Origin of the sequence: Sphingomonas sp. CCH5-D11, assembly GCF_001557395.1 — a bacterium.
Lineage (GTDB): Bacteria > Pseudomonadota > Alphaproteobacteria > Sphingomonadales > Sphingomonadaceae > Sphingomonas.
In genome coordinates this window covers 24499-44759 of the sequence record NZ_LSKH01000186.1, presented here as the reverse complement: position 1 = coordinate 44759, position 20261 = coordinate 24499, and the positions used below count along the sequence as shown (strand labels likewise).

At 65.2% G+C, this 20261-nt stretch carries 23 protein-coding genes and 1 pseudogene; 12 read left to right on the top strand and 12 right to left on the bottom strand.

Annotated elements, in window-relative coordinates:
- Nucleotides 1-44: 44 nt before the first annotated feature.
- A complete protein-coding gene (locus tag AX702_RS11650; protein ID WP_066779728.1) occupies nt 45-806 on the top strand; it encodes an SDR family NAD(P)-dependent oxidoreductase in 762 nt (253 codons plus the stop codon).
- A complete protein-coding gene (locus AX702_RS11645) occupies nt 806-1873 on the top strand; it encodes an oxidoreductase family protein (RefSeq protein WP_066779726.1) in 1068 nt (355 codons plus the stop codon). The genes AX702_RS11650 and AX702_RS11645 overlap by 1 nt, the downstream gene beginning before the upstream one ends.
- A gap of 639 nt (nt 1874-2512) precedes the next feature.
- Here AX702_RS11645 and AX702_RS11640 read toward each other — a convergent pair.
- Both AX702_RS11640 and AX702_RS11635 read right to left on the bottom strand, forming a co-directional pair.
- Complete coding sequence (locus AX702_RS11640; RefSeq protein ID WP_066779724.1) at nt 2513-3403, bottom strand: alpha/beta fold hydrolase; 891 nt, start codon at nt 3401-3403, stop codon at nt 2513-2515.
- Nucleotides 3400-4188 (bottom strand): SDR family NAD(P)-dependent oxidoreductase, encoded by a 789-nt coding sequence (locus tag AX702_RS11635; RefSeq protein ID WP_066779722.1) that lies wholly within the window; start codon nt 4186-4188, stop codon nt 3400-3402. The genes AX702_RS11640 and AX702_RS11635 overlap by 4 nt, the downstream gene beginning before the upstream one ends.
- 97 nt (nt 4189-4285) lie before the next feature.
- On the opposite strand from AX702_RS11635, the gene AX702_RS11630 reads away from it, so the two are divergent.
- The 4 genes from AX702_RS11630 to AX702_RS11615 all read left to right on the top strand — a co-directional run bounded on the left by AX702_RS11630 (nt 4286) and on the right by AX702_RS11615 (nt 8717).
- Nucleotides 4286-5623, top strand: coding sequence for a flavin-containing monooxygenase (locus tag AX702_RS11630; RefSeq protein ID WP_066779720.1), 1338 nt, complete (start codon nt 4286-4288; stop codon nt 5621-5623).
- Nucleotides 5620-6687, top strand: coding sequence for an acyl-CoA dehydrogenase family protein (locus AX702_RS11625; protein WP_197420581.1), 1068 nt, complete (start codon nt 5620-5622; stop codon nt 6685-6687). Before AX702_RS11630 ends, AX702_RS11625 begins: the two co-directional genes overlap by 4 nt.
- Entirely contained in the window at nt 6684-7877 is a 1194-nt protein-coding gene (locus tag AX702_RS11620; protein WP_197420580.1) for an acyl-CoA dehydrogenase family protein, read from the top strand. Before AX702_RS11625 ends, AX702_RS11620 begins: the two co-directional genes overlap by 4 nt.
- 75 nt (nt 7878-7952) lie before the next feature.
- Nucleotides 7953-8717, top strand: coding sequence for an SDR family oxidoreductase (locus tag AX702_RS11615; protein WP_066779713.1), 765 nt, complete (start codon nt 7953-7955; stop codon nt 8715-8717).
- A 62-nt stretch (nt 8718-8779) separates the two neighbouring features.
- Here AX702_RS11615 and nth read toward each other — a convergent pair whose 3' ends face one another.
- Both nth and dapB read right to left on the bottom strand, forming a co-directional pair.
- Nucleotides 8780-9448, bottom strand: a complete 669-nt coding sequence (nth, locus tag AX702_RS11610) for an endonuclease III (protein ID WP_066779711.1) — start codon at nt 9446-9448, stop codon at nt 8780-8782.
- The gene (gene dapB / locus AX702_RS11605; RefSeq protein WP_066779776.1) at nt 9445-10173 is read right to left on the bottom strand and encodes a 4-hydroxy-tetrahydrodipicolinate reductase; all 729 of its coding nucleotides are present in this window, start codon (nt 10171-10173) and stop codon (nt 9445-9447) included. Before dapB ends, nth begins: the two co-directional genes overlap by 4 nt.
- Nucleotides 10174-10287: 114 nt before the next feature.
- Between dapB and AX702_RS22075 the strand changes: the two are divergent.
- Nucleotides 10288-10401: pseudogene (locus tag AX702_RS22075) on the top strand (NAD-dependent protein deacylase); the annotation flags it as partial.
- Between the two features lie 44 nt (nt 10402-10445).
- On the opposite strand, the gene AX702_RS11600 reads toward AX702_RS22075, so the two are convergent.
- Nucleotides 10446-10670 carry a hypothetical protein gene (locus AX702_RS11600; RefSeq protein ID WP_156455457.1) on the bottom strand — a complete coding sequence of 75 codons (225 nt, stop codon included), beginning with the start codon at nt 10668-10670 and terminating at the stop codon, nt 10446-10448.
- A 42-nt stretch (nt 10671-10712) separates the two neighbouring features.
- Between AX702_RS11600 and AX702_RS11595 the strand changes: the two genes are divergently transcribed.
- Nucleotides 10713-11447: an NAD-dependent deacylase gene (locus AX702_RS11595; RefSeq protein WP_066779708.1), complete on the top strand. Its 735-nt coding sequence runs from the start codon at nt 10713-10715 to the stop codon at nt 11445-11447.
- Nucleotides 11448-11489: 42 nt separating this feature from the next.
- Here the strand turns inward: AX702_RS11595 and era are convergent, their stop codons facing one another.
- The 3 genes from era to lepB form a co-directional block, all read right to left on the bottom strand.
- Entirely contained in the window at nt 11490-12380 is an 891-nt protein-coding gene (gene era / locus AX702_RS11590) for a GTPase Era (RefSeq protein WP_066779774.1), read from the bottom strand.
- Between the two features lie 158 nt (nt 12381-12538).
- On the bottom strand, nt 12539-13231 hold the full coding sequence (rnc, locus tag AX702_RS11585; protein ID WP_066779706.1) for a ribonuclease III: 693 nt from the start codon (nt 13229-13231) through the stop codon (nt 12539-12541).
- A complete protein-coding gene (gene lepB, locus AX702_RS11580) occupies nt 13224-14078 on the bottom strand; it encodes a signal peptidase I (protein WP_066779704.1) in 855 nt (284 codons plus the stop codon). Before lepB ends, rnc begins: the two co-directional genes overlap by 8 nt.
- Before the next feature lie 163 nt (nt 14079-14241).
- On the opposite strand from lepB, the gene pgi reads away from it, so the two are divergent.
- From pgi to gorA, 4 genes are read left to right on the top strand one after another with little or no spacing between them, the layout of a single operon-like run.
- Nucleotides 14242-15735: a glucose-6-phosphate isomerase gene (gene pgi, locus AX702_RS11575; RefSeq protein ID WP_066779702.1), complete on the top strand. Its 1494-nt coding sequence runs from the start codon at nt 14242-14244 to the stop codon at nt 15733-15735.
- 44 nt (nt 15736-15779) lie between these two features.
- A complete protein-coding gene (locus tag AX702_RS11570) occupies nt 15780-15992 on the top strand; it encodes a type II toxin-antitoxin system VapB family antitoxin (RefSeq protein ID WP_066779698.1) in 213 nt (70 codons plus the stop codon).
- Nucleotides 15983-16402, top strand: a complete 420-nt coding sequence (vapC, locus tag AX702_RS11565; protein ID WP_066779696.1) for a type II toxin-antitoxin system VapC family toxin — start codon at nt 15983-15985, stop codon at nt 16400-16402. The genes AX702_RS11570 and vapC overlap by 10 nt, the downstream gene beginning before the upstream one ends.
- Nucleotides 16402-17751, top strand: coding sequence for a glutathione-disulfide reductase (gene gorA, locus AX702_RS11560; RefSeq protein ID WP_066779694.1), 1350 nt, complete (start codon nt 16402-16404; stop codon nt 17749-17751). The genes vapC and gorA overlap by 1 nt, the downstream gene beginning before the upstream one ends.
- Before the next feature lie 31 nt (nt 17752-17782).
- On the opposite strand, the gene AX702_RS11555 is transcribed toward gorA, so the two are convergent.
- The 4 genes from AX702_RS11555 to AX702_RS11540 all read right to left on the bottom strand — a co-directional run bounded on the left by AX702_RS11555 (nt 17783) and on the right by AX702_RS11540 (nt 20090).
- Nucleotides 17783-18253 (bottom strand): hypothetical protein, encoded by a 471-nt coding sequence (locus AX702_RS11555; protein ID WP_066779693.1) that lies wholly within the window; start codon nt 18251-18253, stop codon nt 17783-17785.
- Nucleotides 18254-18314: 61 nt separating this feature from the next.
- Nucleotides 18315-18773, bottom strand: coding sequence for a vgr related protein (locus AX702_RS11550; protein ID WP_066779691.1), 459 nt, complete (start codon nt 18771-18773; stop codon nt 18315-18317).
- A 49-nt stretch (nt 18774-18822) separates the two neighbouring features.
- Complete coding sequence (locus AX702_RS11545) at nt 18823-19554, bottom strand: class I SAM-dependent methyltransferase (RefSeq protein ID WP_156455456.1); 732 nt, start codon at nt 19552-19554, stop codon at nt 18823-18825.
- An 86-nt stretch (nt 19555-19640) separates the two neighbouring features.
- A complete protein-coding gene (locus AX702_RS11540) occupies nt 19641-20090 on the bottom strand; it encodes a copper chaperone PCu(A)C (RefSeq protein ID WP_066779681.1) in 450 nt (149 codons plus the stop codon).
- Between the last annotated feature and the right edge of the window lie 171 nt (nt 20091-20261).

Genomic DNA, 20261 nt, shown 5'->3' with positions numbered 1-20261 from the left:
GATAAGTCAGCCGGCTTACGATCGGCGACACCAGGAGAAGATGCATGGCGGAACCGCACCCCTTGTTCGATCTGACGGGCAAGGTCGCGCTGATCACCGGGGGCTCGCGCGGGCTCGGTCGAGAGATGGCGCTGGCCTTCGCGGATGCGGGCGCGGACGTGATCGTGTCGAGCCGCAAGGCCGAAGCGTGCGAGGCGGTGGTCGCCGAGGTGCAGGCGAAGGGCCGCCGCGCCGCCGCCATCCCGGCGCATGCGGGCAAGTGGGACGAGATGGATCGGCTGGCCGATGCGGCATGGGAGACGTTCGGTCGGCTCGATATCCTGGTCGCCAATGCCGGCATGGGGCCGCTGGTGCCCAGCCATGAAGTCTCGGAGGCATTATTCGACAGCGTGGTCGGGCTGAACTTCAAAGGGCCGTTCCGGCTGATGGCCAATGTGGCGCATCGGATGGCTCAACCAGAGTCGAACGGCGGCGAAGGCGGAGCGATCCTCGCGACTTCCTCCATTGCCTCGCTGCGGCCCACGCCGATGGTGGTGCCCTATGCCGGGGCGAAGGCGGCGCTGAATGCGATGGTGTCCAGCATGGCGCGTGAATACGGGCCGAAGGTGCGCGTCAATGCGATTGCCGCCGGGCCGTTCCTGACCGACATTTCGAAGGCGTGGACCGATGAGGCGCGCGAGAAGACCGACAGCGCCTCGGGTCGGCCGGGGCGGCCGGAAGAGATCGTCACCAGTGCCCTCTACCTCGCCAGCCCGGCGTCCAGCTTCGTCACCGGCACCGTCATCCGCTGCGACGGGGGCTGCTGATGGCGCGCGATCTGGAGGCGACGGCAGTCGATGCGGCGTGGCTGACCAAGCGGCTGCGCGGCGCCGGCGTGCTGCGCGAGGCGAACGTGACGGCGGTCAGCGCCACCCCGGTAGGCGTGGGAATGTTGGGCGATTCGATCCGGTTCGAAGTGAGCTATGACGCGGACGAGGGCGCACCGGGATCGTTCGTTGGCAAGTTCGCCAGCGCCGATCCGACCAGCCGGCAGACCGGTGCGGGCTTCGGCCTGTACGAGCGCGAGGTGGGTTTCTATCGCGAAGTGGCGCATACCGTTGCGATCCGCTCGCCCGGGTGCGTCTCGGCCGAGCATGATCCGTCCGACGGCACCTTCGCGCTGCTGCTGGAAGATCTGACGCCAGCGCGGCCGGGCAATCAGCTGACCGGATGCGACATCGCCGATGCCGAGCGCGCGATGGAGCAGGCGGCGGCACTGCACGGACCGCGCTGGAACGACGCCAGCCTGCGCGACCATGCGTTCCTGAATGTCAGCGGCGCGCGCGAGTTCGTGATCCAGGTCTTCCCCGATTGTCTGGCCGAGTTTCACCGCCGCTATGACGGCGTGCTGGAGCCCGAATATATGGCGGTTTGCGATCGCTATGGCGCTCTTATGGCGAGCGCGCCGGTGCAGGAGCCGACCAGCTTCACGCTGACGCACGGCGATTTCCGGCTCGACAACATGCTGTTCGACGCGCGCGGGGGCGAGGTGCCGCTGGCAGTGCTCGACTGGCAATCGCCAGCAATCGGGTTAGGCGCGGTGGACGTCGCCTATTTCATGGGACTGGCGATCTCGATCGAAGACCGGCGGCGGCATGAGCGGCATCTGCTGGAATATTATCTGGAAAGCCTGCGCGGCTATGGCGTGCGGGATTATGATTATGACGCGCTGTACCGCGATTACCGGCTGACCTTGCTGTCGGGCGTGTCGACCGCGGTGTTCGCCTCGGCCTCAACCAAGCGGACCGAGCGTGGGGACGCGATGTTTCTGGCGATGGCGCGCGGCGGATGCGCGCAGGCAATCGATTGCGATGCGCTGGCGCTGATGGGGTGAGGGGTAAGCTGGTTTGGGGTGGATTGCGGACGTTGAGCGCTCTGAACTCGCGGCGTAGGGTGAGCTATGGACAATGGCCCAACCCGCGCTGAACTCTGGAAGAGTTTCATCGTCGAGAGATGCGAGTATCCTGCGCCTGCTCTTCTCCGTGCACAGATTAAAAGCGGAGAGGCTCACGACTTTTGTAAGTGCGGATGCAACAGCTTTGCTCTCAGAGTCAATTCTGCGGAACTGAAACCATTATTGCCGCCGGCTGCCGACCGAAACAGGCAAGGCCGACGGTCCATATATCACGCAGACTTTTTTATGTCGGATGGCAAGACGTTGGAGATAGTGTTGTTTGCCGACGCTCGCGGCCATCTTGACTATGTCGAGGTGGATTGTTGCGCCAATAGCTATCCCGTGCCCGTTGACGTGGTAGCAGAGCGGCGCCCGTTTCACACTTGGGCTTCGGGCAACCTGTTCAGAGAGACATAGGATGTCCGCTACTGGGCGACTGCGGCCACGTCTCGTTCGTCGTTAACCCCGCAGAGGCGGGAATCCATCACTCCGCACCTCGCGGAGAAAGCGAACGCTGCATAAACGGGGAGCGCCTTCGCGGAAATGACGGATGAGGTGGCGCGAGGGTGCGGCCTGATGTCACGCCTTGGGCAGCCACTCCGTTAGGATCGCGTTGACCGCCTCCGGCGCTTCCTGCTGCACCCAGTGCGACACGCCGGACAGCCGCCGGATCGTCAGGTCCGGCACGTAGCGGTCAGTGCCGTCGAGCGTTTCGAGGCCGAGCGCCTTGTCCTCCTCACCCCAGACGATCAGCGTCGGCACGTCGACCTTGCCGTCGCCGGTTGGCATCGATCGCCGGTGGCGGGCGGCGGCGCGGTACCAATTTACCATCGCGGTGAGCGCGCCGGGGCGCTGCGCGGCTTTGGCGTAGACATCAAGAACGTCGTCGGGAAAGCGGCTCTTGTCGACCGCCATGCCGCGGAACGCCTCGCGGATGCCCTTCGCATCGTTGCGGCCGAGCGACCATTCGGGGACGAAGGGGAGCTGGAAAAAGGCGACGTACCAGCTGCGCTTGCGCTGCGGCCCGTGCTTCAGCGCTTCGGCGAAGCAGGCGGGGTGAGGCAGGTTCATGACGACCAGCCGCTCGATCGGGCGCTTCTTCCAGATCGCGAACAGCCAGGCGATTGCGCCGCCCCAATCGTGTGCCATCAGCGTAAGTTTCTTCGCGCCGCTCGCGTCGAACAGCGCCGCGGCGTCCTCGACGATCTTGTCGGGGGTGTAGTTCGCGACGCCTTTGGGGCGGAAAGACGCGCCATAGCCACGCTGATTGGGCGCCCAAGCACGGTAGCCCATCTCAGCCAGCAGCGGCATCTGGTAGCGCCAGGAGAAATTCAGCTCCGGGAAGCCGTGAAGGCACAGGATCAGGTGATCGCCGCTGCCGGCCTCCGCCACCTCGAACGAACGACCATTCACCGTCACGTCCCGGATCGTGATGCCGCTGTCCGCGGGCGGAGACCAGCTGGAGGTCATGCGGCGGCGCCTTCCGCCGCCGCGGCGGCGTAGCGGTAGAGGTTGGGCTGGCCGGTCCAGGCGGTCTGGCCGCCGTCTGCGACGAACGCGGCGCCGGTGACATAGGAGGCGGCGTCGGAGGCGAGGAAGGCGATCACCTCGGCCATTTCCTCCGGCGTGCCAGCGCGCCCCATCGGGATGGTATCGTGCCAGCCTGCTTCGAGGCCGGGGATCGCCTTCGCGCCGGCGGTGAGCGGCGTGGCGATGAGGCCCGGGCAGAGACAATTGACGCGGATACCCTCCCGGGCGTGATCGACCGCGAGGCTGCGGGTGTAGTTGATGACGCCGGCCTTCGCCGCATTGTACGCGGTGAATCCATAGTCGCCACCCAGCCCAGAAATCGACGCAGTGTTGACGATCGCGCTGTTGCGTCCGGTCATATGTGGGATGGCGGCGCGACAGGCGTAGAAGACGGCGTTCAGATCGATCGCGATCACCCGCTCCCATGTCTCCGGCTCAAGCTCGGGCGTGCGGCCAAAGCACCCGATCCCGGCATTGTTGACGAGAATGTCGATGCGGCCGTGTTCCTCGGCGGTGCGGGCGACGAACGCTTCCACCGCAGCGCGATCGGCGACGTCGGCGGTGAGCGCGAGGCCGCCGGTTTCGTCAGCAATCGCCTGTGCCGCCTCAGGTGCCAGATCCACTACCACGACCATCGCGCCTTCGCGTGCCATCAGCCGGGCCGTCGCCGCGCCGATGCCGGAACCACCGCCAGTGATCAGCGCCATCTTGCTCTTGAACCGCATCCTATTCTCCTTTGTGCGGCCCGGTTGATTCGGCGCTCGCTTCCGGCCATCATAACTTTCGTTATGGCTGCGAAAAGAGGCAGCCGGGGAGAGGGACATGGCGGAGAGGAAACGCGCCTGCATCATCGGGGCGGGCTGCTCGGGCTTCACAACTGCAAAGCGGCTGAAGGATGAAGGCATCTCGTTCGATTGCTTCGAGATGTCGGACGATATCGGCGGAAACTGGTACTATAAAAACCCGAACGGCAAGTCGGCTTGTTATCAATCGCTGCATATCGACACGTCCAAGTGGCGGCTGGCGTTCGAGGATTACCCCGTCCCCGCGAACTGGCCCGACTTTCCCAGCCACGCGCAGCTCTGGCAGTATTTTCGCGATTACGTCGACCATTTCGGGCTGCGCCCGCTGATCACCTTCAACACCGAGGTGAAAAGGGCGGAGCGTTCGGCGGGCGGCGGATGGCTCATCACGCTGTCGACTGGCGAGACGCGCGAATATGAGACGCTGTTCGTCTGCAACGGTCACCATTGGGATCCCAATGTGCCAAGCTACCCCGGCACGTTCGACAATCCGCATTATCATGTTCACAGCTATCGCGATCCGTACGATCCCGTGGATCTGCGCGGCAAGAACGTGGTGGTTGTCGGCATGGGCAATTCCGCCATGGATGTTGCCAGCGAGCTGTCGCAGCGGCACCTGGCGAAGAACCTGTGGGTTTCTGCTCGGCGGGGCGTGTGGGTGCTGCCCAAGATGGCGGGGGGCAAGCCGATGGACAAATCGGCGATGCCAACCTGGATTCCGCGAAAGATCGGCAAGGCGCTGGCGCGGCGGGCCGTGAAGAAGCTGGTCGGTCGGATGGAAGATTACGGCCTGCCCAAGCCGGACCATGAGCCGCTTGACGCCCACCCCAGCGTCTCCGGCGAGTTCCTGACGCGGGCAAGCTGCGGCGACATCAAGTTCAAGCCTAACATCAAGGCGCTGGAGGGAACGCGCGTCCGCTTCGAGGATGACAGTGTCGAGGCCGTCGACGCGATCATCTATGCCACCGGGTACAAGATCAGCTTTCCCTTCTTCGACGATCCCAGGTTGCTGCCCGACACGCAAAATCGCTTCCCGTTGTTCAAGCGGATGGTGATCCCAGGGATCGATGACTTGTTCTTCATGGGGCTGGCCCAGCCGTTGCCGACGCTGGTCAATTTCGCGGAGCAGCAGTCCAAGCTGGTCGCCGGGTTCATGACCGGCCGCTACGCGCTGCCGTCAGTCGCTGAGATGCAGCGGATCACGAAGGAGGACGAGGACCGCGAACTGGGCGACTATTACAAGTCGCAGCGGCATACGATCCAGGTCGATTTCGCGCGCTATGTCGCGGATCTGCACAAGGAGGTCGCCAAGGGCGAGCGCCGCGCCCAGGCACAGACTGGAAGGCAGGCGGCGTGACCGACACGTTGGTCCGCCCTTCCGTATCGGAACGTACGCTCGACGCGGATGACCGGGCTGCGCTGGTCGATAGCATGCGGCGCTTGCTCGCTGACCGCTGCACGGAAGCGGATGTCCGCCGGATCATGGACAGCGAGAGCGGCCATGATCCGGCGCTCTGGCAATCGCTGGCGGACCTTGGCGTCGTCGGGCTGATCGCGCCGGAAAGCGCAGGCGGCGCAGGATTGGGGCCGGTCGAGCTTGGCCTCGTGATGGAAGAGGCGGGCGCGGCCTTGCTGCCCGCGCCTTTGCTCTCGACGGTGATCGCCACCATGCTGGCACCGGACCTGCCCGGATTGGCCGACGGGTCGCGGATCGCCGCCGTCGCTTTTCTCGACCGTTTCGACTGGACTGGCCGAAGTGCCGTTCGCATCGAGGGCGAGTGCGTCACCGGCACGGCGCGCTTCGTGCCTGACGCGGCGATTGCCGACACCATCCTTGTCGCGGCCGATAAGGGCATCTTCGCGGTGGAGCGTGAACATGCGGACTTCACGCCGCTGCCGGTGTTCGACCGCACACGGCGCATGGCTGATGTTTCCTTCCGCGGGCCGGCGCGGCGGATCGGCGACGCCAGCCGGATCAAGGCGGCGCATGATCTCGGGATCGTCGCCCTAGCCGGCGAGCAGGCCGGCGGCGCGCGGCGTATGCTCGAGCTTGCCGTGGCCTATGCCACGGATCGTCACCAGTTCGGCCGTGCGATCGGCAGTTTCCAGGCGATCAAGCATATGGCGGCCGACCTGCTGCTGGAGAGCGAGTCCGCTACTTCCGCCGCGCGCGATGCTGCGCGTCAGCTGGCTGATGATACTCCAACAGCCGATGCCGCCGTGGCGCTGGCGGCGTTCGCCTGTGCCGATGCATTCGTGCGCGTGGCGAAGGACGGTATCCAGATGCACGGCGGGATTGCCTTTACCTGGGAGCATCCGGCGCATCTCTATCTGCGTCGTGCCCGATCCGGCGCGCAGCTGTTCGGCGACAGCACCGTCTGGCGCGAAGCATATATCGGGGTGCTGGAGGCGCAGGCATGAGCATGACCGACGAACAGCTCCGGGCCGAGGTCGAGGCATGGCTGGCCGAGCACTGGAAGGGCGTACCGGCGCATCATGAGAGCTTCGGCCGCGATCCGCGCAGCGAGTGGCTGGCGAAAGTGCGGGATGCTGGCTGGGCCGTGCCGCGTTGGGCAAACGAATGGTACGGGCGCGGGCTTTCAAACGATCAGGCGAAGATCGTGGAGCGTGCCTTTGCGGCGGTCGGCGCGCCGGGGGCCGGCCAGGACCGGTCCAACCTGTGGGCGAACACTGCACTTGCCCACGCCACCGACAGCTTCAAGCGGACGATCGTGCCGCAGCTGCTGGCTGGCGAAGTGGGCATGTGCCTGCTCTACTCCGAACCCGGCGCAGGATCGGATCTTGCGGCTGTGCGCACGCGTGCCGACAGGGTCGAGGGCGGCTGGCGCGTCACCGGGCAGAAGGTGTGGACCAGCGGGGCGCGGGTCGCCGATTATGGCATGCTGATCGCGCGCACCGATTGGGACGTGCCGAAGCACCGCGGCATCAGCTTTTTCTTCTTGCCGATGAAGCAGGAGGGAGTGGAGGTCCGCCCGTTACGCCAGATTACCGATGAGGCACATTTCAACGAGGTGTTCATCGACAATGCCTTCATCCCGGAAGAGAATTTGCTTGGACCGCTGAACGGCGGCTGGGGCGTGCTGCAGACCGCGCTTGCCTATGAGCGTTCAGTGATGGGTGACGGTGCGCGCGGGCCACGATCGGGCGCGGAGGGGCCGAAGGGCGATTATTCGCTACTCGGCCTGGCGCGCGAGGCAGGGCGGCTCGGTGACCCGGTGGTGCGGCAGGATGTGGCGCAGGCGATCGCGTGGCGTGTGCTGAACAAGCTGAATACGGCTCGCGCGAAGGCCGAACTGGCGCAGGGCACGTCGTCTTCGATCATGTCGCTGGGCAAATTGGCGATGAGCCGTATCCTTCATGAGGAAGCGCGCGTGCGCACTATGTTGCTCGGGCCGGAAAGCCTGCTGGAAGGTCCCGATCATCCGCGCGCGGAAGATGCGAACTTCCTGACGCTGAACGCCTATTTCACCTCCATTGGTGGTGGCACGGATCAGATCCAGCGCAACATCATCGGTGAGCGGGTGCTGGGCTTGCCGAAGGAGCCGGAGGTGGATCGCACCATCCCATTTCGCGAGGTGCGCGCAGGCTGACGGATCAACGGACCGGCCGGGGATGAAGGCACGTGAGATGCCTTGTTACTGCCGGTCCATCACGGGAGAAGATATATGGGCAGGTCGATCTTCATCACAGGCGGCGCGTCCGGCATTGGGCTGGCTGCCGCACGGCGGTTTGCGCGCGAGGGCTGGACCGTCGGCATCGGCGATATCGATGAGATCGGAATGCGCCGGGTCGGCGAGGAACTGGCTGCCTTCACGGTCCGCCTGGACGTGCGCGATCGTGCCGAATGGGCGCGCGCGCTGGAAAGCTTCGCCGCCCATGCCGGCCAGATCGACGTGCTCCTGAACAATGCTGGAATCGCCCGTTACGGCATGTTCGAGGAAGTGAGCCCCGAAGAGTCGGATCTGCAGGTCGACATCAACGTGAAGGGGGTGATCAACGGCGCCTATGCGGCGCTGGACTATCTGAAAGCGACGCGCGGTCGGTTGGTGAATGTCGCGTCGGTTGCCGGGATCGTCGGATCACCTGGCCTGGCGGTCTATTCGGCGACCAAACATGCCGTGCGCGGCCTGTCCGAGGCGCTCGACGCCGAGTTCACGCGCCACGGCATCGATGTCGCATGCGTCATGCCGTTCTTTGTCGAGACACCGATCCTCGACGCCGGATCATCGGGAACGAACCGGACCATCAGGGACGCGATTGGACAATCGCCGGTCTATACGGTGACGGAAGCGGCAGACGTCGTCTGGCAGGCGACGCACGGCCGAGATCGGGAATATATCGTCGGGAAAGCCGGGCGGCAGGCGAACTTTGCCCGTCGTTTCATGCCCAACCGGCTGCGCAAGCGGATGAAGGCCGCGTTCGCATCCTGACGCCTGCGCAAGAGGACGCGGCGCGGCTGAGAAAGGGCGTTCGGTGGCGGTAGCAGCATGTGCTAACCGGCCGCCGGCGCACTCTTCTTCGTGGCAGGCGGCGGCGTCTTCGGCTTGAAGGCGCAAAGGTCGATAACCGGACAACGCCAGCATTCCGGCGTCCGCGCCTTGCAGATGTAGCGGCCGTGCAGGATCAGCCAGTGGTGCGCGTGTAGGCGGAACGGCTGTGGCACCGCCTTCTCCAGCTTCAGCTCCACCGCTAACGGCGTCTTCCCGCGAGCGAGCCCAGTGCGATTGCCGACCCGGAATATGTGGGTGTCGACGGCGAATGTCTCCGCACCGAACGCCACGTTCATTACGACGTTGGCGGTCTTGCGTCCGACACCGGCAAGCTGCTCCAGAGCCGAGCGATCGGCCGGCACTTCGCCGCCATATTGATCCACCAGCGCCTGGCTCAGGGCGATGACGTTCTTTGCCTTGCTGTTGAATAGCCCGATGGTCTTGATGTGCTGCTTCAGCCCGTCTTCGCCCAGCGCCAGCATCTGTGCCGGGGTCTTCACTTCGGCGAAGAGGCGGCGCGTTGCCTTGTTCACGCCGGCGTCGGTCGCCTGGGCTGAAAGAACGACGGCCACGAGCAACTGGTAAGTGTTGCCCGACTCAAGCTCGGTTTCGGGATGCGGGTTGGCCTCGGCAAGACGGCGGAAGAACTCGAAAATGTCGGCCTTTTTCAAAAGCCAAGAACCTCCGCCATGCCATAGCGCCCGGCTGGCCGGCCCGCGAGCCACATTGCAGCCTTGACCGCGCCGCGAGCGAAGATCGAGCGATCCTCACCGCGATGGCCAAGCTCGATCCGCTCGCCTTCGCCGGCGAAAACCACCTGATGATCGCCGATCACCGTGCCGCCGCGCAGTGAGGAAAAGCCGATCGTGCCTTCCGTGCGCGCCCCGACAAGCCCCGCCCGGCCGTCGACGCGCTCTTCATTCAGCGTCGTATTTCGACCCCGAGCGGCCGCCTCGCCCAAGAGCAACGCCGTGCCCGAAGGTGCGTCCACCTTGTGCCGATGATGCATCTCGACAATCTCAATGTCCCATTCCGGGCCGAGCCGCTGCGCTGCCTGCTGCACCAGAATGCCGAGCAGGGTGACTCCCAGTGAGGTGTTCCCGGTTTGGAGCACGGCGATCGTCTCCGCTGCGCGGTTGATCAGCGTGTGGTGCGTCGCGCTGAGGCCGGTGGTGCCGATCACGATGGGCGTCCCAGCATCCACCGCCGCGGCCAGATGCGCCTCCAGCGCGGCAGGTGTCGAGAAATCCACAAGAACGTCAGAGTCATGCGCCAGGGGAACGGGATCCTCGCGGGCGTCCACGCCGCCGGCGATCGACGCGCCCTCGTCCGCGGCAATGGTAGCGATGACGCGACCCATCCGTCCCGCGCTTCCGTAGATGCCGATCGCGGTCATGTGCTTCCCTTGATGCTTGTTCCACGCCCCGATACCGCCCGACACCACGGGCGTCGAGAGGTTGACATGCATCAATGTCGCATGTCGTCCCGCCATGAACTATTGGCTGGTGACATGAACGATGTGCACAGCATTGTGATCCTGACCGGCGCAGGAATTTCGGCGGAAAGCGGCCTTTCCACGTTCCGTGGCCCGGGTGGTTTGTGGGAAGGTCACCGGGTCGAGGAGGAGTGGCCTTCCGATAAACAGTTATCGGCGCTTGCCCCTGACGATTAGATCGCTCGACCGTAGCGCTCAATCAGGTTGTGAGTTTCCGCTTCCATGTCCGGAAACGCTTCAAACAGGGGGGTCAGCACGGCCTGCCCGATCTCTGCGATAGCGGAAGCAAGCCCGAGCCGCAGATCCTCGCTTTGGTCATCATGCTCTCTCAGGAGAGGCACAAGCTCCGCGAGTTCCCGGGAGGCTCGGAACGCTGAGCCGATGACAATACGGGCCAAGTCTCTGTCCATCATGCTGACCTGATCGGATATACCAACCGGATGAGCAAGCACTCGAACATCGTCATCCTCACCGGCGCAGGTATCTCCGCTGAGTCAGGCGTGCCGACCTTCCGCACCAAGGGCGGCGAAACCTATTGGGAAGTTTACGAAGACGACCTTGTTCCGAAATACCACCGGGTTGAGGACGTGTGTACGCCGGAGGCGCTCGCGGCCGATCCGGTGCTCGTCCATCGCTTTTACGACATGCGGCGCGCGGCCTTGGCGGCGGTTCAGCCCAATGCCGCGCATCAGGCGCTGGCCCGGCTTGACCGCAGCTGGAGCGGCGACCTGCTGATTGTCACCCAGAACGTCGATGATCTGCACGAACGCGCCGGTGCGCGCCGGCTGCAGCATATGCATGGCGAATTGAACTCTGCCCTGTGCGCGGCGTGCGAGGCGCGGGCGCCGTGGCCCGATCCGATGCCCCCGGGTCAGCCTTGCGCCATGTGCAAGCAACCTGCGCTGCGTCCAGACATCGTGTTCTTCGGCGAGGTTCCCTATGGCATGGAGCGGATCGAGGAAGCGCTGGCCGGATGCGACCTGTTCGTTTCGATCGGGACGTCTGGAGCAGTCTATCCGGCGGCGGGTTTCGTGCAGCTCGCGCGCCGTTTCGGGGCGGAGACGCTGGAGCTCAACCTTGAGCGGTCCGCCGGCAGCGGCTGGTTCGCGCAGAGCCGGCTGGGTCCCGCGACCCAGCTCGTGCCGGCATGGGTGGACGAGACTTTGGCGGACTAATCAGGAGGTTGGCGAACGACTTTGGCCGGTTCGCCAATCCGTTCAGTCCACCCAGTCGAGCCCGATATCCCGATAAACCCCGCGGTCCTCGTCCCAGCCCGGCTTCACCTTGACGTGAAGATACAGGTGCACCGGGCGATCAAGCAGAACGGCCAGTTCGGCGCGGGCGCGGGCACCGATTTCCTTGATCCGCGTGCCACCCTTGCCGAGCACGATGGCCCTTTGGGTAGGCCGCTCGACGAGGATCTGCTGGTGAATTTCCGCGGCACCGTCCGCGCGATCGACGAACTTTTCGGTCTCGACGGTCGCGGCATAGGGAAGCTCGGCGTGCAGCTGCAGGTATAGCTGCTCCCGGGTGACTTCGGCGGCGAGCATCCGTTCGCTTGCGTCGGAAACCTGGTCTTCGGGAAAATGCCACGGCCCCTCGGGCATCGCCGCAGCGATCGCTCGCTTCAGTTCGGGGAGGCCGTCGCCCGTCGAGGCGCTGACGAAATAGGTCGCCGTAAACGGGACAAGTGCATTCAGCTTTTCCGCGTGAACCAAAAGCTTCGGCTTATCAGCGACATCGACCTTGTTCAGGATAAGAAGCTTGGGCTCCGGCCGAGCCGCAATCTGCTCCGCGATGTCAGTGACCTTCGGGCCCAGACCACCCTTGGCATCCACCACGAACGCCAGCACATCGGCGCCCTCGGTCCCGCCCCAGGCAGCGGCGACCATGGCGCGATCGAGGCGGCGTTTGGGGTCGAAGATGCCGGGCGTGTCGACGAGCAGGAGTTGGGCATCGCCCTCCATCGCAACGCCGAGCAGGCGCGTGCGGGTGGTTTGTGCCTTGGGGCTGACGATGGCGACCTTCTGGCCGACCAGCGCGTTGACGAGCGTGGACTTTCCGGCGTTGGGCGCGCCGAGAACGGCGACGAGGCCGCAGCGGGTCATGCGAATTCCTTTATCGAGGCGCGCGCGGTTGAAACCGACCGGCGCAAGCAAATGACGGTGAGAAGCGGAGCGATTTGGCCGCGGGGTGGATGTCTGCGGATCACGAGCGGCCTTTTACCGGATAAAATCGGCCGCGGACACTCAAGTGCTGGCCAGCATCATTTCTTGCGCGTCTTTTTGGCCGGCGCGACGCGGACTTCGCGCAGCAATGCCTCGGCAGCGGCGGTTTCGGCTTCCTGCTTGCTGCTGCCCTGCGCCTCGCTTTCGGCGAGTTTGGGAATGGCGGCCTTTACCGTGAAGCGCGGGGCATGGCCGGGGCCGGAGCGATCGACCACCTCATAGACGGGCGGCTTGCGATTGTTAGCGGCGGCCCATTCCTGCAGCGCGGACTTGGGATGCTGCGGCGCGGCCGAGCCGGCGTGAATGCGATCCGCCCACAAGCGGCGCACGGCGGCGCGAGCGGGACCAAGACCGCCTTCGCGGTAAAGCGCGCCGAGCAGCGCCTCGATCACATCGCCGAGGATATTGTCGCTGTCGCTCGCGCCATCGTCGCGCGCCTGTTTGCCGAGCCGCAGGTGCGCAGGGACGCCGATTGCGCGGGCAATGTCTGCGCAGACGGCGCCCGTGACCAGCGCGTTGAGCCGTTTGGACAGGGCACCTTCCGGCTCATCGGGGAAGGTGTCGAACAGCCATTCCGCCATGGAAAGACCGAGCACGCGATCGCCCAGGAATTCGAGCCGCTCATAATGCGCGTCGCCGCGGCTCGCGTGAGTGAGCGCGCGTTCCCAAGTCGGCAGATCCTGTGGCGCGTGATCAAAGGTGCGTTCAACCCAAGCGGCAAGATCAGTCAAAACCGCCTCCGATCCGATCCCAGCGCGCGGCGGTGAACCAGGTCCAGGGCAGCAGCCAGCTGGCGGAGCCGTCCGTCGACCAGAAGATGATCACGGCCTTGCCCTGCACACGATCGAGCGGGATGAAGCCCATGCCCTGCGCCTGGCCCGGCAGCGCCTCTTCGGCAGAGGGGAAGCGGCTGTCGGCGGAATCGTCGCGATTATCGCCCATCAGGAACACGTGACCGGCTGGCACGGTGAAGACCTGCGTGTCATCCGCGTCGGGAATGTACCGCTGATCCAGCACCTCATAGCTGCGGCCGCCCGGCAACGTTTCGCGGAAGCGCGGAATGCGGCAGGTGGCGCCCTGCGGCGTAGGGGCGATGAACGTGGCGTCGCAATGCCGCTCATCGAAATTCGGCGAGAGTGGCACCACGAAATCAGCAATTCGCTGTTTCGCGATCGCCTGGCCGTTCAGGAACAACTGGCCCCGGCGCATCTGGATCGTGTCGCCCGGCAGGCCGATCACGCGTTTGATCACGTCATGGTCGTCCTCTCCCTTGGACCGGAAAACCACCGTATCGCCGCGCGCGGGCACGCTGCCGAACAGGCGCCCCGACACCGGCGGCACGCCGAACGGCATGGACCAGCGCGAATAGCCGTAGTTCCACTTGGAGATGAAGAGGTAGTCACCGATCAGGAGGCGCGGCAACATCGATTCCGAGGGGATCGAGAAGGGCGCAAAGACAAAGCTGCGGAACAGCCATACGATCAGCGCGAGCTTCAGAAGGAAGCGAAGCGTGTCGCTGGCTTCCGACCGCGGCTTTGCAGCGCTGGTCATGGGCTTGGCGGGAGTGGTTTCGGCCATGCTGGCGGCGTTGCCGATGCCGTGCGGCGCGTCAAGCCGCTGGAACGATCACCCCTGTGTTCCTGTTCGTGTCACACTTGTAGTTAAGGACGCGTTCCGTGTTAACGCGGAGGCGTAACAATCGGGGCGCATCGGCCCGGCTTCGAACCGTGGAGAAGTGAGAATGACGGATTGGTCGACGATCGAGGCACTTCCGCAGATCCGGCTGGAGCAGCTATTCGCCGACGATCCCGAGCGGCTGGCGAAGCTGTCGCTCGACGTGTCCGGTATCCATTTCGATTTCTCCAAGACGCACCTGACGCGCGACGCCGTTGCCGCGTTCGAGAAGCTGGCGAAGGAAGCGGACCTGGCCGGCAAGCGGGATGCGATGTTCGGCGGGGCGCATGTCAACGTGACCGAGGATCGCCCGGTGGAGCACACCGCCGAGCGGGGCGAAGGCAAGGCCGAAAGCGTGCAGCGCGCGGCGGAATATCATGCCCGTATGCGGATGCTGATCGATGCGATCGAGGCGGAGGCGTTCGGCCCGGTGCGCCACGTGCTGCATGTCGGCATCGGCGGATCGGCGCTTGGCCCCGACCTTCTGGTTGATGCGCTGGGACGGGACAGCGAGCGTTATGACGTGGCGATCGTATCCAATGTGGACGGGGTCGCACTGGAGGATGTGTTCGACCGTTTCGATCCGTCGGCGACGCTGCTGGTGGTCGCATCCAAGACGTTCACCACCACCGAAACCATGATGAACGCGGACAGCGCGATTGGCTGGATGCAGGAAAATGGCGTCGAGGATCCCTATGGCCGGGTCATCGCGCTGACCGCATCGCCGGAAAAGGCGATCGAATGGGGCGTGGACGAGACGCGCATCCTGCCGTTTTCCGAAGGCGTGGGCGGCCGCTATTCCTTGTGGTCGTCGATCGGCTTTCCGGCTGCGATCAAGCTGGGCTGGGACCAGTTCGCCGAGCTTCTGGAAGGGGCGGCGGAGATGGATCGCCATTTCCGCCTGTCCGCGTTGCACGAGAATGCGCCGGTGCTCGCGGCCTTTGCCGACCTTTATTACACACAGGTGCGCGGATGCGAGACACGCGCGCCCTTCGCCTATGACGAGCGGCTGCGCCTGCTGCCGAGCTATCTCCAGCAGCTCGAGATGGAATCGAACGGCAAGGGCGTGACGGTGGACGGCAAGCCGGTCGGCCGGCCGACCGCGCCGATCACCTGGGGCGGGGTGGGGACCGATGCGCAACATGCCGTGTTCCAGTTGCTGCATCAGGGTACGCATCTGGTTCCGGTCGAGTTCCTCGCCGTGATCGAGGCTGGTGATACGCTGGCGGAGGAGCATCATCGCCAGCTGCTGCTCAACGCATTTGCGCAAGGTGCGGCGCTGATGAAGGGGCGGGCGAACCCAGACGATCCGTCGCGCGCCTATCCAGGCGATCGGCCGTCGTCGACCATCCTGCTCGATGTGCTGGACGCACGCACGCTTGGCGCGCTGATCGCCTTTTACGAGCATCGCGTGTTCGTGAACGGCGTGCTGCTGGGGATCAATTCGTTCGACCAGTTCGGCGTCGAGCTGGGCAAGGAAATGGCGAAGGCGGCGGCAAAGGGCGGGGGCGATTTCGACCCCTCGACGACCGACCTGATCCGGCGCGCCGGGCTGGAATAGAGCGGGCGCAGACGCTATGTGTATGACTCTACGGAGTCATACACATGCGGACCAATATCGTTATCGATGACGAACTCATCGAAGAAGTGATGAGGGGCTTTGGCGTGCGGACTATGCGCGAGGCTGTGGATCGCGCGCTTCGGGAGTCGTTGGCGTTCATGCGGCAACAGCAGGCTGTTGAAGGTATGCGGGGGCTCGGCTGGGAAGGCGATCTGAATGAGCTGCGGACGGACAAGCCGCTCCCTGGATGGGATTGATCTTCGTCGATTCCGGCGTCTGGATCGATAACCTGCGAGATCGTCTGACGCCGCAAACGGACGTCATTCTGAACCCCCGCTCGAGCCGCCAGCGACTGGTCCTGGGTGATTTGGTTCTGGCCGAGGTTCTGCAGGGGACGCGTGACAACGCCCATCTAGCGCGGGTGCGATCGTTTTTTGCAGACTTCTATCCTATGGTCGTCTGCGATCATCGTGTGGCGGTGGAAGCTGCGCGCAACTTTCACCGGCTCCGCGCGCTCGGCATCACCCCGCGCAAGACGATCGACACGCTGATCGCCACGCGCTGCATTCTTGATCGTATCCCGCTGCTTTACAGTGATCGGGATTTCGATCCTTTCGTCCAGCACCTCGGGCTCATATCTGCGCTCGACGCCAGTGGAGTGAATTGATGCCCGATTTCGATTACGACCTTTTCACCATCGGGGCCGGTTCCGGCGGCACGCGGGCGTCGCGGGTGGCGGCGGCGCATGGTGCGCGCGTGGCGGTGGCGGAGGAATATCGCGTCGGCGGCACCTGTGTGATCCGCGGCTGCGTGCCCAAGAAGCTGCTCGTCTATGGCGCGCATTTCGCGGAGGATCTGAAGGATGCGCAGCGCTTTGGCTGGCGCGTGCCGGACGATTGCGCGTTCGACTGGAAGTGCCTGCAGGAAAATGTGCTGGCGGAGGTCGACCGGATCAACAAGGCGTACACGACGACGCTGGAGTCCAACGGCGCCGAGATCATCCACCAGCGCGCGACGATCGCCGGTCCCAATGAAGTGACCCTGGCGGACGGCACGACCAAGACGGCCAAGCACATCCTGGTCGCCACCGGCGCACGGCCGCATGTTCCGGAGTTCCCCGGCTCCGAACATGGCATCACCTCCAACGAGGTGTTTCACCTGGACGCCATTCCCAGCCGCGTGCTGATCGCGGGCGCCGGCTATATCGCCAACGAGTTCGCGGGCATTTTTCACCAGCTTGGCGCGCACGTCATCATCATGAACCGCACCAAGGACATCCTGCGCGGCTATGACCTGCAGATCCGTGATCGGCTGCTCCAGATCAGCATGATGAAGGGACTGGAATTCCGGTTCGACGCGACCTTCGAAAAGATCGAGAAGCGCGAGGACGGCTGTCTGGAAGTGCACATGACGGGGCACGACCCCGTGGTGGTGGATTGCGTGATGTACGCGACCGGCCGGGTGCCCAACACCGACGGGCTCGGCCTTGAGAATGCCGGCGTGGAGGTGGACGCCAAGGGTGCGGTGCCGGTGAACGACGACAATTGCTCCACTTGCCCGTCGATCCATGCCGTCGGCGACGTGACCAACCGCATCCAGCTGACGCCGGTGGCGATCCGCGAGGGGCAGGCGTTCGCCGACAACCTCTTCGGCAAGGGCGGCGCATCGGTGGACTATGATTGCGTGCCGGCGGCGTGCTTCAGCCACCCGCCGATCGCCGGCGTCGGCATGACGGAGAGCGAGGCGCGGCAGAAGCTGGGCTCCGTGAGGATCTATTCGTCCGACTTCCGGCCGATGAAGAACGTGCTGGCGGGCCGCGACGAGCGATCGCTGTACAAGATGGTGTGCGATGCCGAGACGGACCGGGTGGTGGGCATCCACATGATCGGGCCGGATTGCCCCGAGATCATCCAGGCGGCAGCGGTATGCGTGAAGGCCGGGCTGACCAAGGCGCAGTTCGATTCAACAGTGGCGCTGCACCCGACCATGGCGGAAGAGCTGGTGCTGATGAAGTGAGCTGACGAGCGAGCGGACCAGCCGCCGCGCGTCAGGCGGTTGCCTGGTCTCCCTCGCTCGTCAGCCGTTCGGCGACGAGCGCGGTGACGACCGACTGGAGGACATGAAGCGCCCAGCGTTCGGACGCCTTGCGCGGGCCGGCCTCGACCTCGCCCTCGGTGATGCCGAGGAGTGGCGCGATGCCGGCGATATTGATGACGTAAAGGGCGGTGCCGAACATCGCGCCGAGCGCGGCGGGGGGCACATTGGGCGCCCATTGCCGAACCTGCGCATAGAGGCCGCCGAAGGCTGCGGACGCGCCGAGGTGATTGGCGAACTCCACCATGCTGGTGCCGGTGTCGCCGATCACCTCGCGCGAGCCGGTGGTGCGGTCGATCCAGTCGACCGCGTCGCGATCGAGCGTCTTGCCGAGCACGCCGCTGCGCCGCCCCGCCCACATCGCCGCCGTGGTCACGATCCCGGCCACGATGCCGCCTGCGATCGCCGCGTTGCGCCTGTTCATTGGTCCTGCTCCCCGATCACGCGTCGGCAAGGGAAAGCCGCGGCTGCTCCTTGAGTTCCGCTCAGCAGCGGCTGAAGGGCAGGATGCTCTCGTAGGTCGAAAGGTCGGGCGCGCCGACGATGCGCGCGCCGGCGCGCAGCAGGAAGGCGTGGCGGACGATCTCCGCCTGCTGTTCGATGCCATAGCGCTTGAGCGGCCACCCGGGCACCACGCTGTAATGGTAGCGGCAGAAGGGATGGCGCGCGAGCGGCAGGAAGATGCCGCGCTGGTGCTGCCAGACGTGACACATTTCGTGGATGAACAGCCCCTGCTCGCCAAGCGGGGCGGCGGCGAAATCGTCGCGGTAAAGGCCGCCATGGGGGTGGAAGTGGATGCGACCGCGCGGCGCCATCACGACATGGCGCGGCTGGAGCGGCCACCATCGGTGGTGGCAGACCTCAACCTGCTCCAGATCGATGGCATCGCCGTAGATGGAGCGGGCGAGTTGCTTCTCGCCATCGGTGAGGCGCCGGATGGTCATTGCCGCCAAGGTAGGCAGTTCGGCGCGCCGGTCCAGCGCCCTGCGCGCTTCAGCCAGCGGTGGCGGCGAGGCGGTAGAGCACCCAATCGCCACGATCGGCCAGGACGTGCCAGCAGCCGTTGTCTTCGAACGCCTCGCGGTGGCGCGGATTGACGTAAAGCGCGAACACGGGATCGCCGGCACCGGCGCGCTGCTCCAGCCTGGCCAGCACTTCGCGCAGGATCACCGGGCCGAAGCTGTTGTAGATATAGGCGAAGAAGGGGCCAGGCGGTGGGTCGAAGCTGCCGGCGTCGCCCAGCACCATGTCGCAGCGGATCGGCGCGCCACTGACGGCCGCGAAGCGATCCGCGTTGGCGAGCGCGACCGTGTGAAGCTCGGGCGCGAACTCAACGCCAATGGCGCGCGCGAAGCCCAACCTGGCGGCAATCATGACGACCCGGCCCTTGCCCGAGCCGTAATCGACGAAAGCGAAGCGCGCCGGGTCGATCGCGGCGATGGCCATCGCCTCCGTCAACGCGACGCCATTGCTGGCCTGATAACCGAAGCCGAGCAGCGCACGATCGCGCGCGACGTTCAGCGCGGACAGGTTCATCGTCCCGCCCGTGTCCGTTCCCCAGCGCCGGTCGAACGCCTGATCCGCGCGCCGCGCCCGCGCCGCCGCGGGGCTGAAGCTACGGGCGGCATGGCGGAGCGTCTTGAGGGTCAGCGCGGCGATCTGCCGGGGGCTGCGCCCTTCCACCCGGCGTCTCACCCGGTTCTGCCATGTCGCAAGCTTGATCATCGCCACAGTGATGCCGCGCAAAGGTTACGGACCAGTGATCTGACCCGGCGATTGCACAGCGATGCCGGTACATCCGCCATCGGCGATCAGTCGACAGACGGTGCCGGATCCCCTGCGGCGATGACGCGTGCCTTGTGCTGTATCCGGGTCGAATCGGCAAAGGTGAAGGTGAGGGTAAGCGAAGTGCCCGGCTTCACCTGAGGGTTCACGCCGAACAGCATGGCATGTTTGCCGCCGGGCGCGAACCGCACCTCACCGCGTGCGGGGACGGGCACCTGATCGATCGCGTCCATCGTCATGCCGCCGCCCGCCGCCGCCATGCTTTCGTGAAGCTCGGTGCGCAGGGCTAGATCCGTCCGGACGCTGACCAACGTTGTGGCCGCCGGCCCGCCAGAGACGGTGAAATAGCCAGCCGCCGGCCGCCCCTCGACCGCGGCAAGGCGCACCCAGGCATCGCTGATGGACAATTGCGGCTCGGGCGCACATCCAGTGAGGGCGGCAGCGGCAATGGCAAGCGCGGCGGCAGTGCGGAACAAGGGCTTCTCCCAGGCGAAACGATGCCGGATCGCTACGCCGCGCCGTCTCCGGCGGCAAGCTGGGGAGGTGCCTTGCGGCGTGGGAACCGGCACCTATATCGCGCTTCGTCAACGCTGTTCCGTCGCCGTAACGGGGCGAAGCGGCAGGTTTTTTGTTTGAGCAGGGGCTAG

What these genes read in the sequence shown, in the direction of transcription:
- AX702_RS11545 (WP_156455456.1), bottom strand. Translation starts at nt 19,554, where the DNA reads ATGATCAAGCTTGCGACATGGCAGAACCGGGTGAGACGCCGGGTGGAA.
- AX702_RS11570 (WP_066779698.1), top strand. Translation starts at nt 15,780, where the DNA reads ATGCGGACCAATATCGTTATCGATGACGAACTCATCGAAGAAGTGATG.
- AX702_RS11620 (WP_197420580.1), top strand. Translation starts at nt 6,684, where the DNA reads ATGAGCATGACCGACGAACAGCTCCGGGCCGAGGTCGAGGCATGGCTG.
- AX702_RS11650 (WP_066779728.1), top strand. Translation starts at nt 45, where the DNA reads ATGGCGGAACCGCACCCCTTGTTCGATCTGACGGGCAAGGTCGCGCTG.
- AX702_RS11550 (WP_066779691.1), bottom strand. Translation starts at nt 18,773, where the DNA reads ATGACCATCCGGCGCCTCACCGATGGCGAGAAGCAACTCGCCCGCTCC.
- era (WP_066779774.1), bottom strand. Translation starts at nt 12,380, where the DNA reads ATGACCCGCTGCGGCCTCGTCGCCGTTCTCGGCGCGCCCAACGCCGGA.
- AX702_RS11640 (WP_066779724.1), bottom strand. Translation starts at nt 3,403, where the DNA reads ATGACCTCCAGCTGGTCTCCGCCCGCGGACAGCGGCATCACGATCCGG.
- vapC (WP_066779696.1), top strand. Translation starts at nt 15,983, where the DNA reads ATGGGATTGATCTTCGTCGATTCCGGCGTCTGGATCGATAACCTGCGA.
- AX702_RS11635 (WP_066779722.1), bottom strand. Translation starts at nt 4,188, where the DNA reads ATGCGGTTCAAGAGCAAGATGGCGCTGATCACTGGCGGTGGTTCCGGC.
- AX702_RS11630 (WP_066779720.1), top strand. Translation starts at nt 4,286, where the DNA reads ATGGCGGAGAGGAAACGCGCCTGCATCATCGGGGCGGGCTGCTCGGGC.
- AX702_RS11595 (WP_066779708.1), top strand. Translation starts at nt 10,713, where the DNA reads ATGAGCAAGCACTCGAACATCGTCATCCTCACCGGCGCAGGTATCTCC.
- AX702_RS11615 (WP_066779713.1), top strand. Translation starts at nt 7,953, where the DNA reads ATGGGCAGGTCGATCTTCATCACAGGCGGCGCGTCCGGCATTGGGCTG.
- dapB (WP_066779776.1), bottom strand. Translation starts at nt 10,173, where the DNA reads ATGACCGCGATCGGCATCTACGGAAGCGCGGGACGGATGGGTCGCGTC.
- gorA (WP_066779694.1), top strand. Translation starts at nt 16,402, where the DNA reads ATGCCCGATTTCGATTACGACCTTTTCACCATCGGGGCCGGTTCCGGC.
- AX702_RS11555 (WP_066779693.1), bottom strand. Translation starts at nt 18,253, where the DNA reads ATGAACAGGCGCAACGCGGCGATCGCAGGCGGCATCGTGGCCGGGATC.
- AX702_RS11645 (WP_066779726.1), top strand. Translation starts at nt 806, where the DNA reads ATGGCGCGCGATCTGGAGGCGACGGCAGTCGATGCGGCGTGGCTGACC.
- pgi (WP_066779702.1), top strand. Translation starts at nt 14,242, where the DNA reads ATGACGGATTGGTCGACGATCGAGGCACTTCCGCAGATCCGGCTGGAG.
- lepB (WP_066779704.1), bottom strand. Translation starts at nt 14,078, where the DNA reads ATGGCCGAAACCACTCCCGCCAAGCCCATGACCAGCGCTGCAAAGCCG.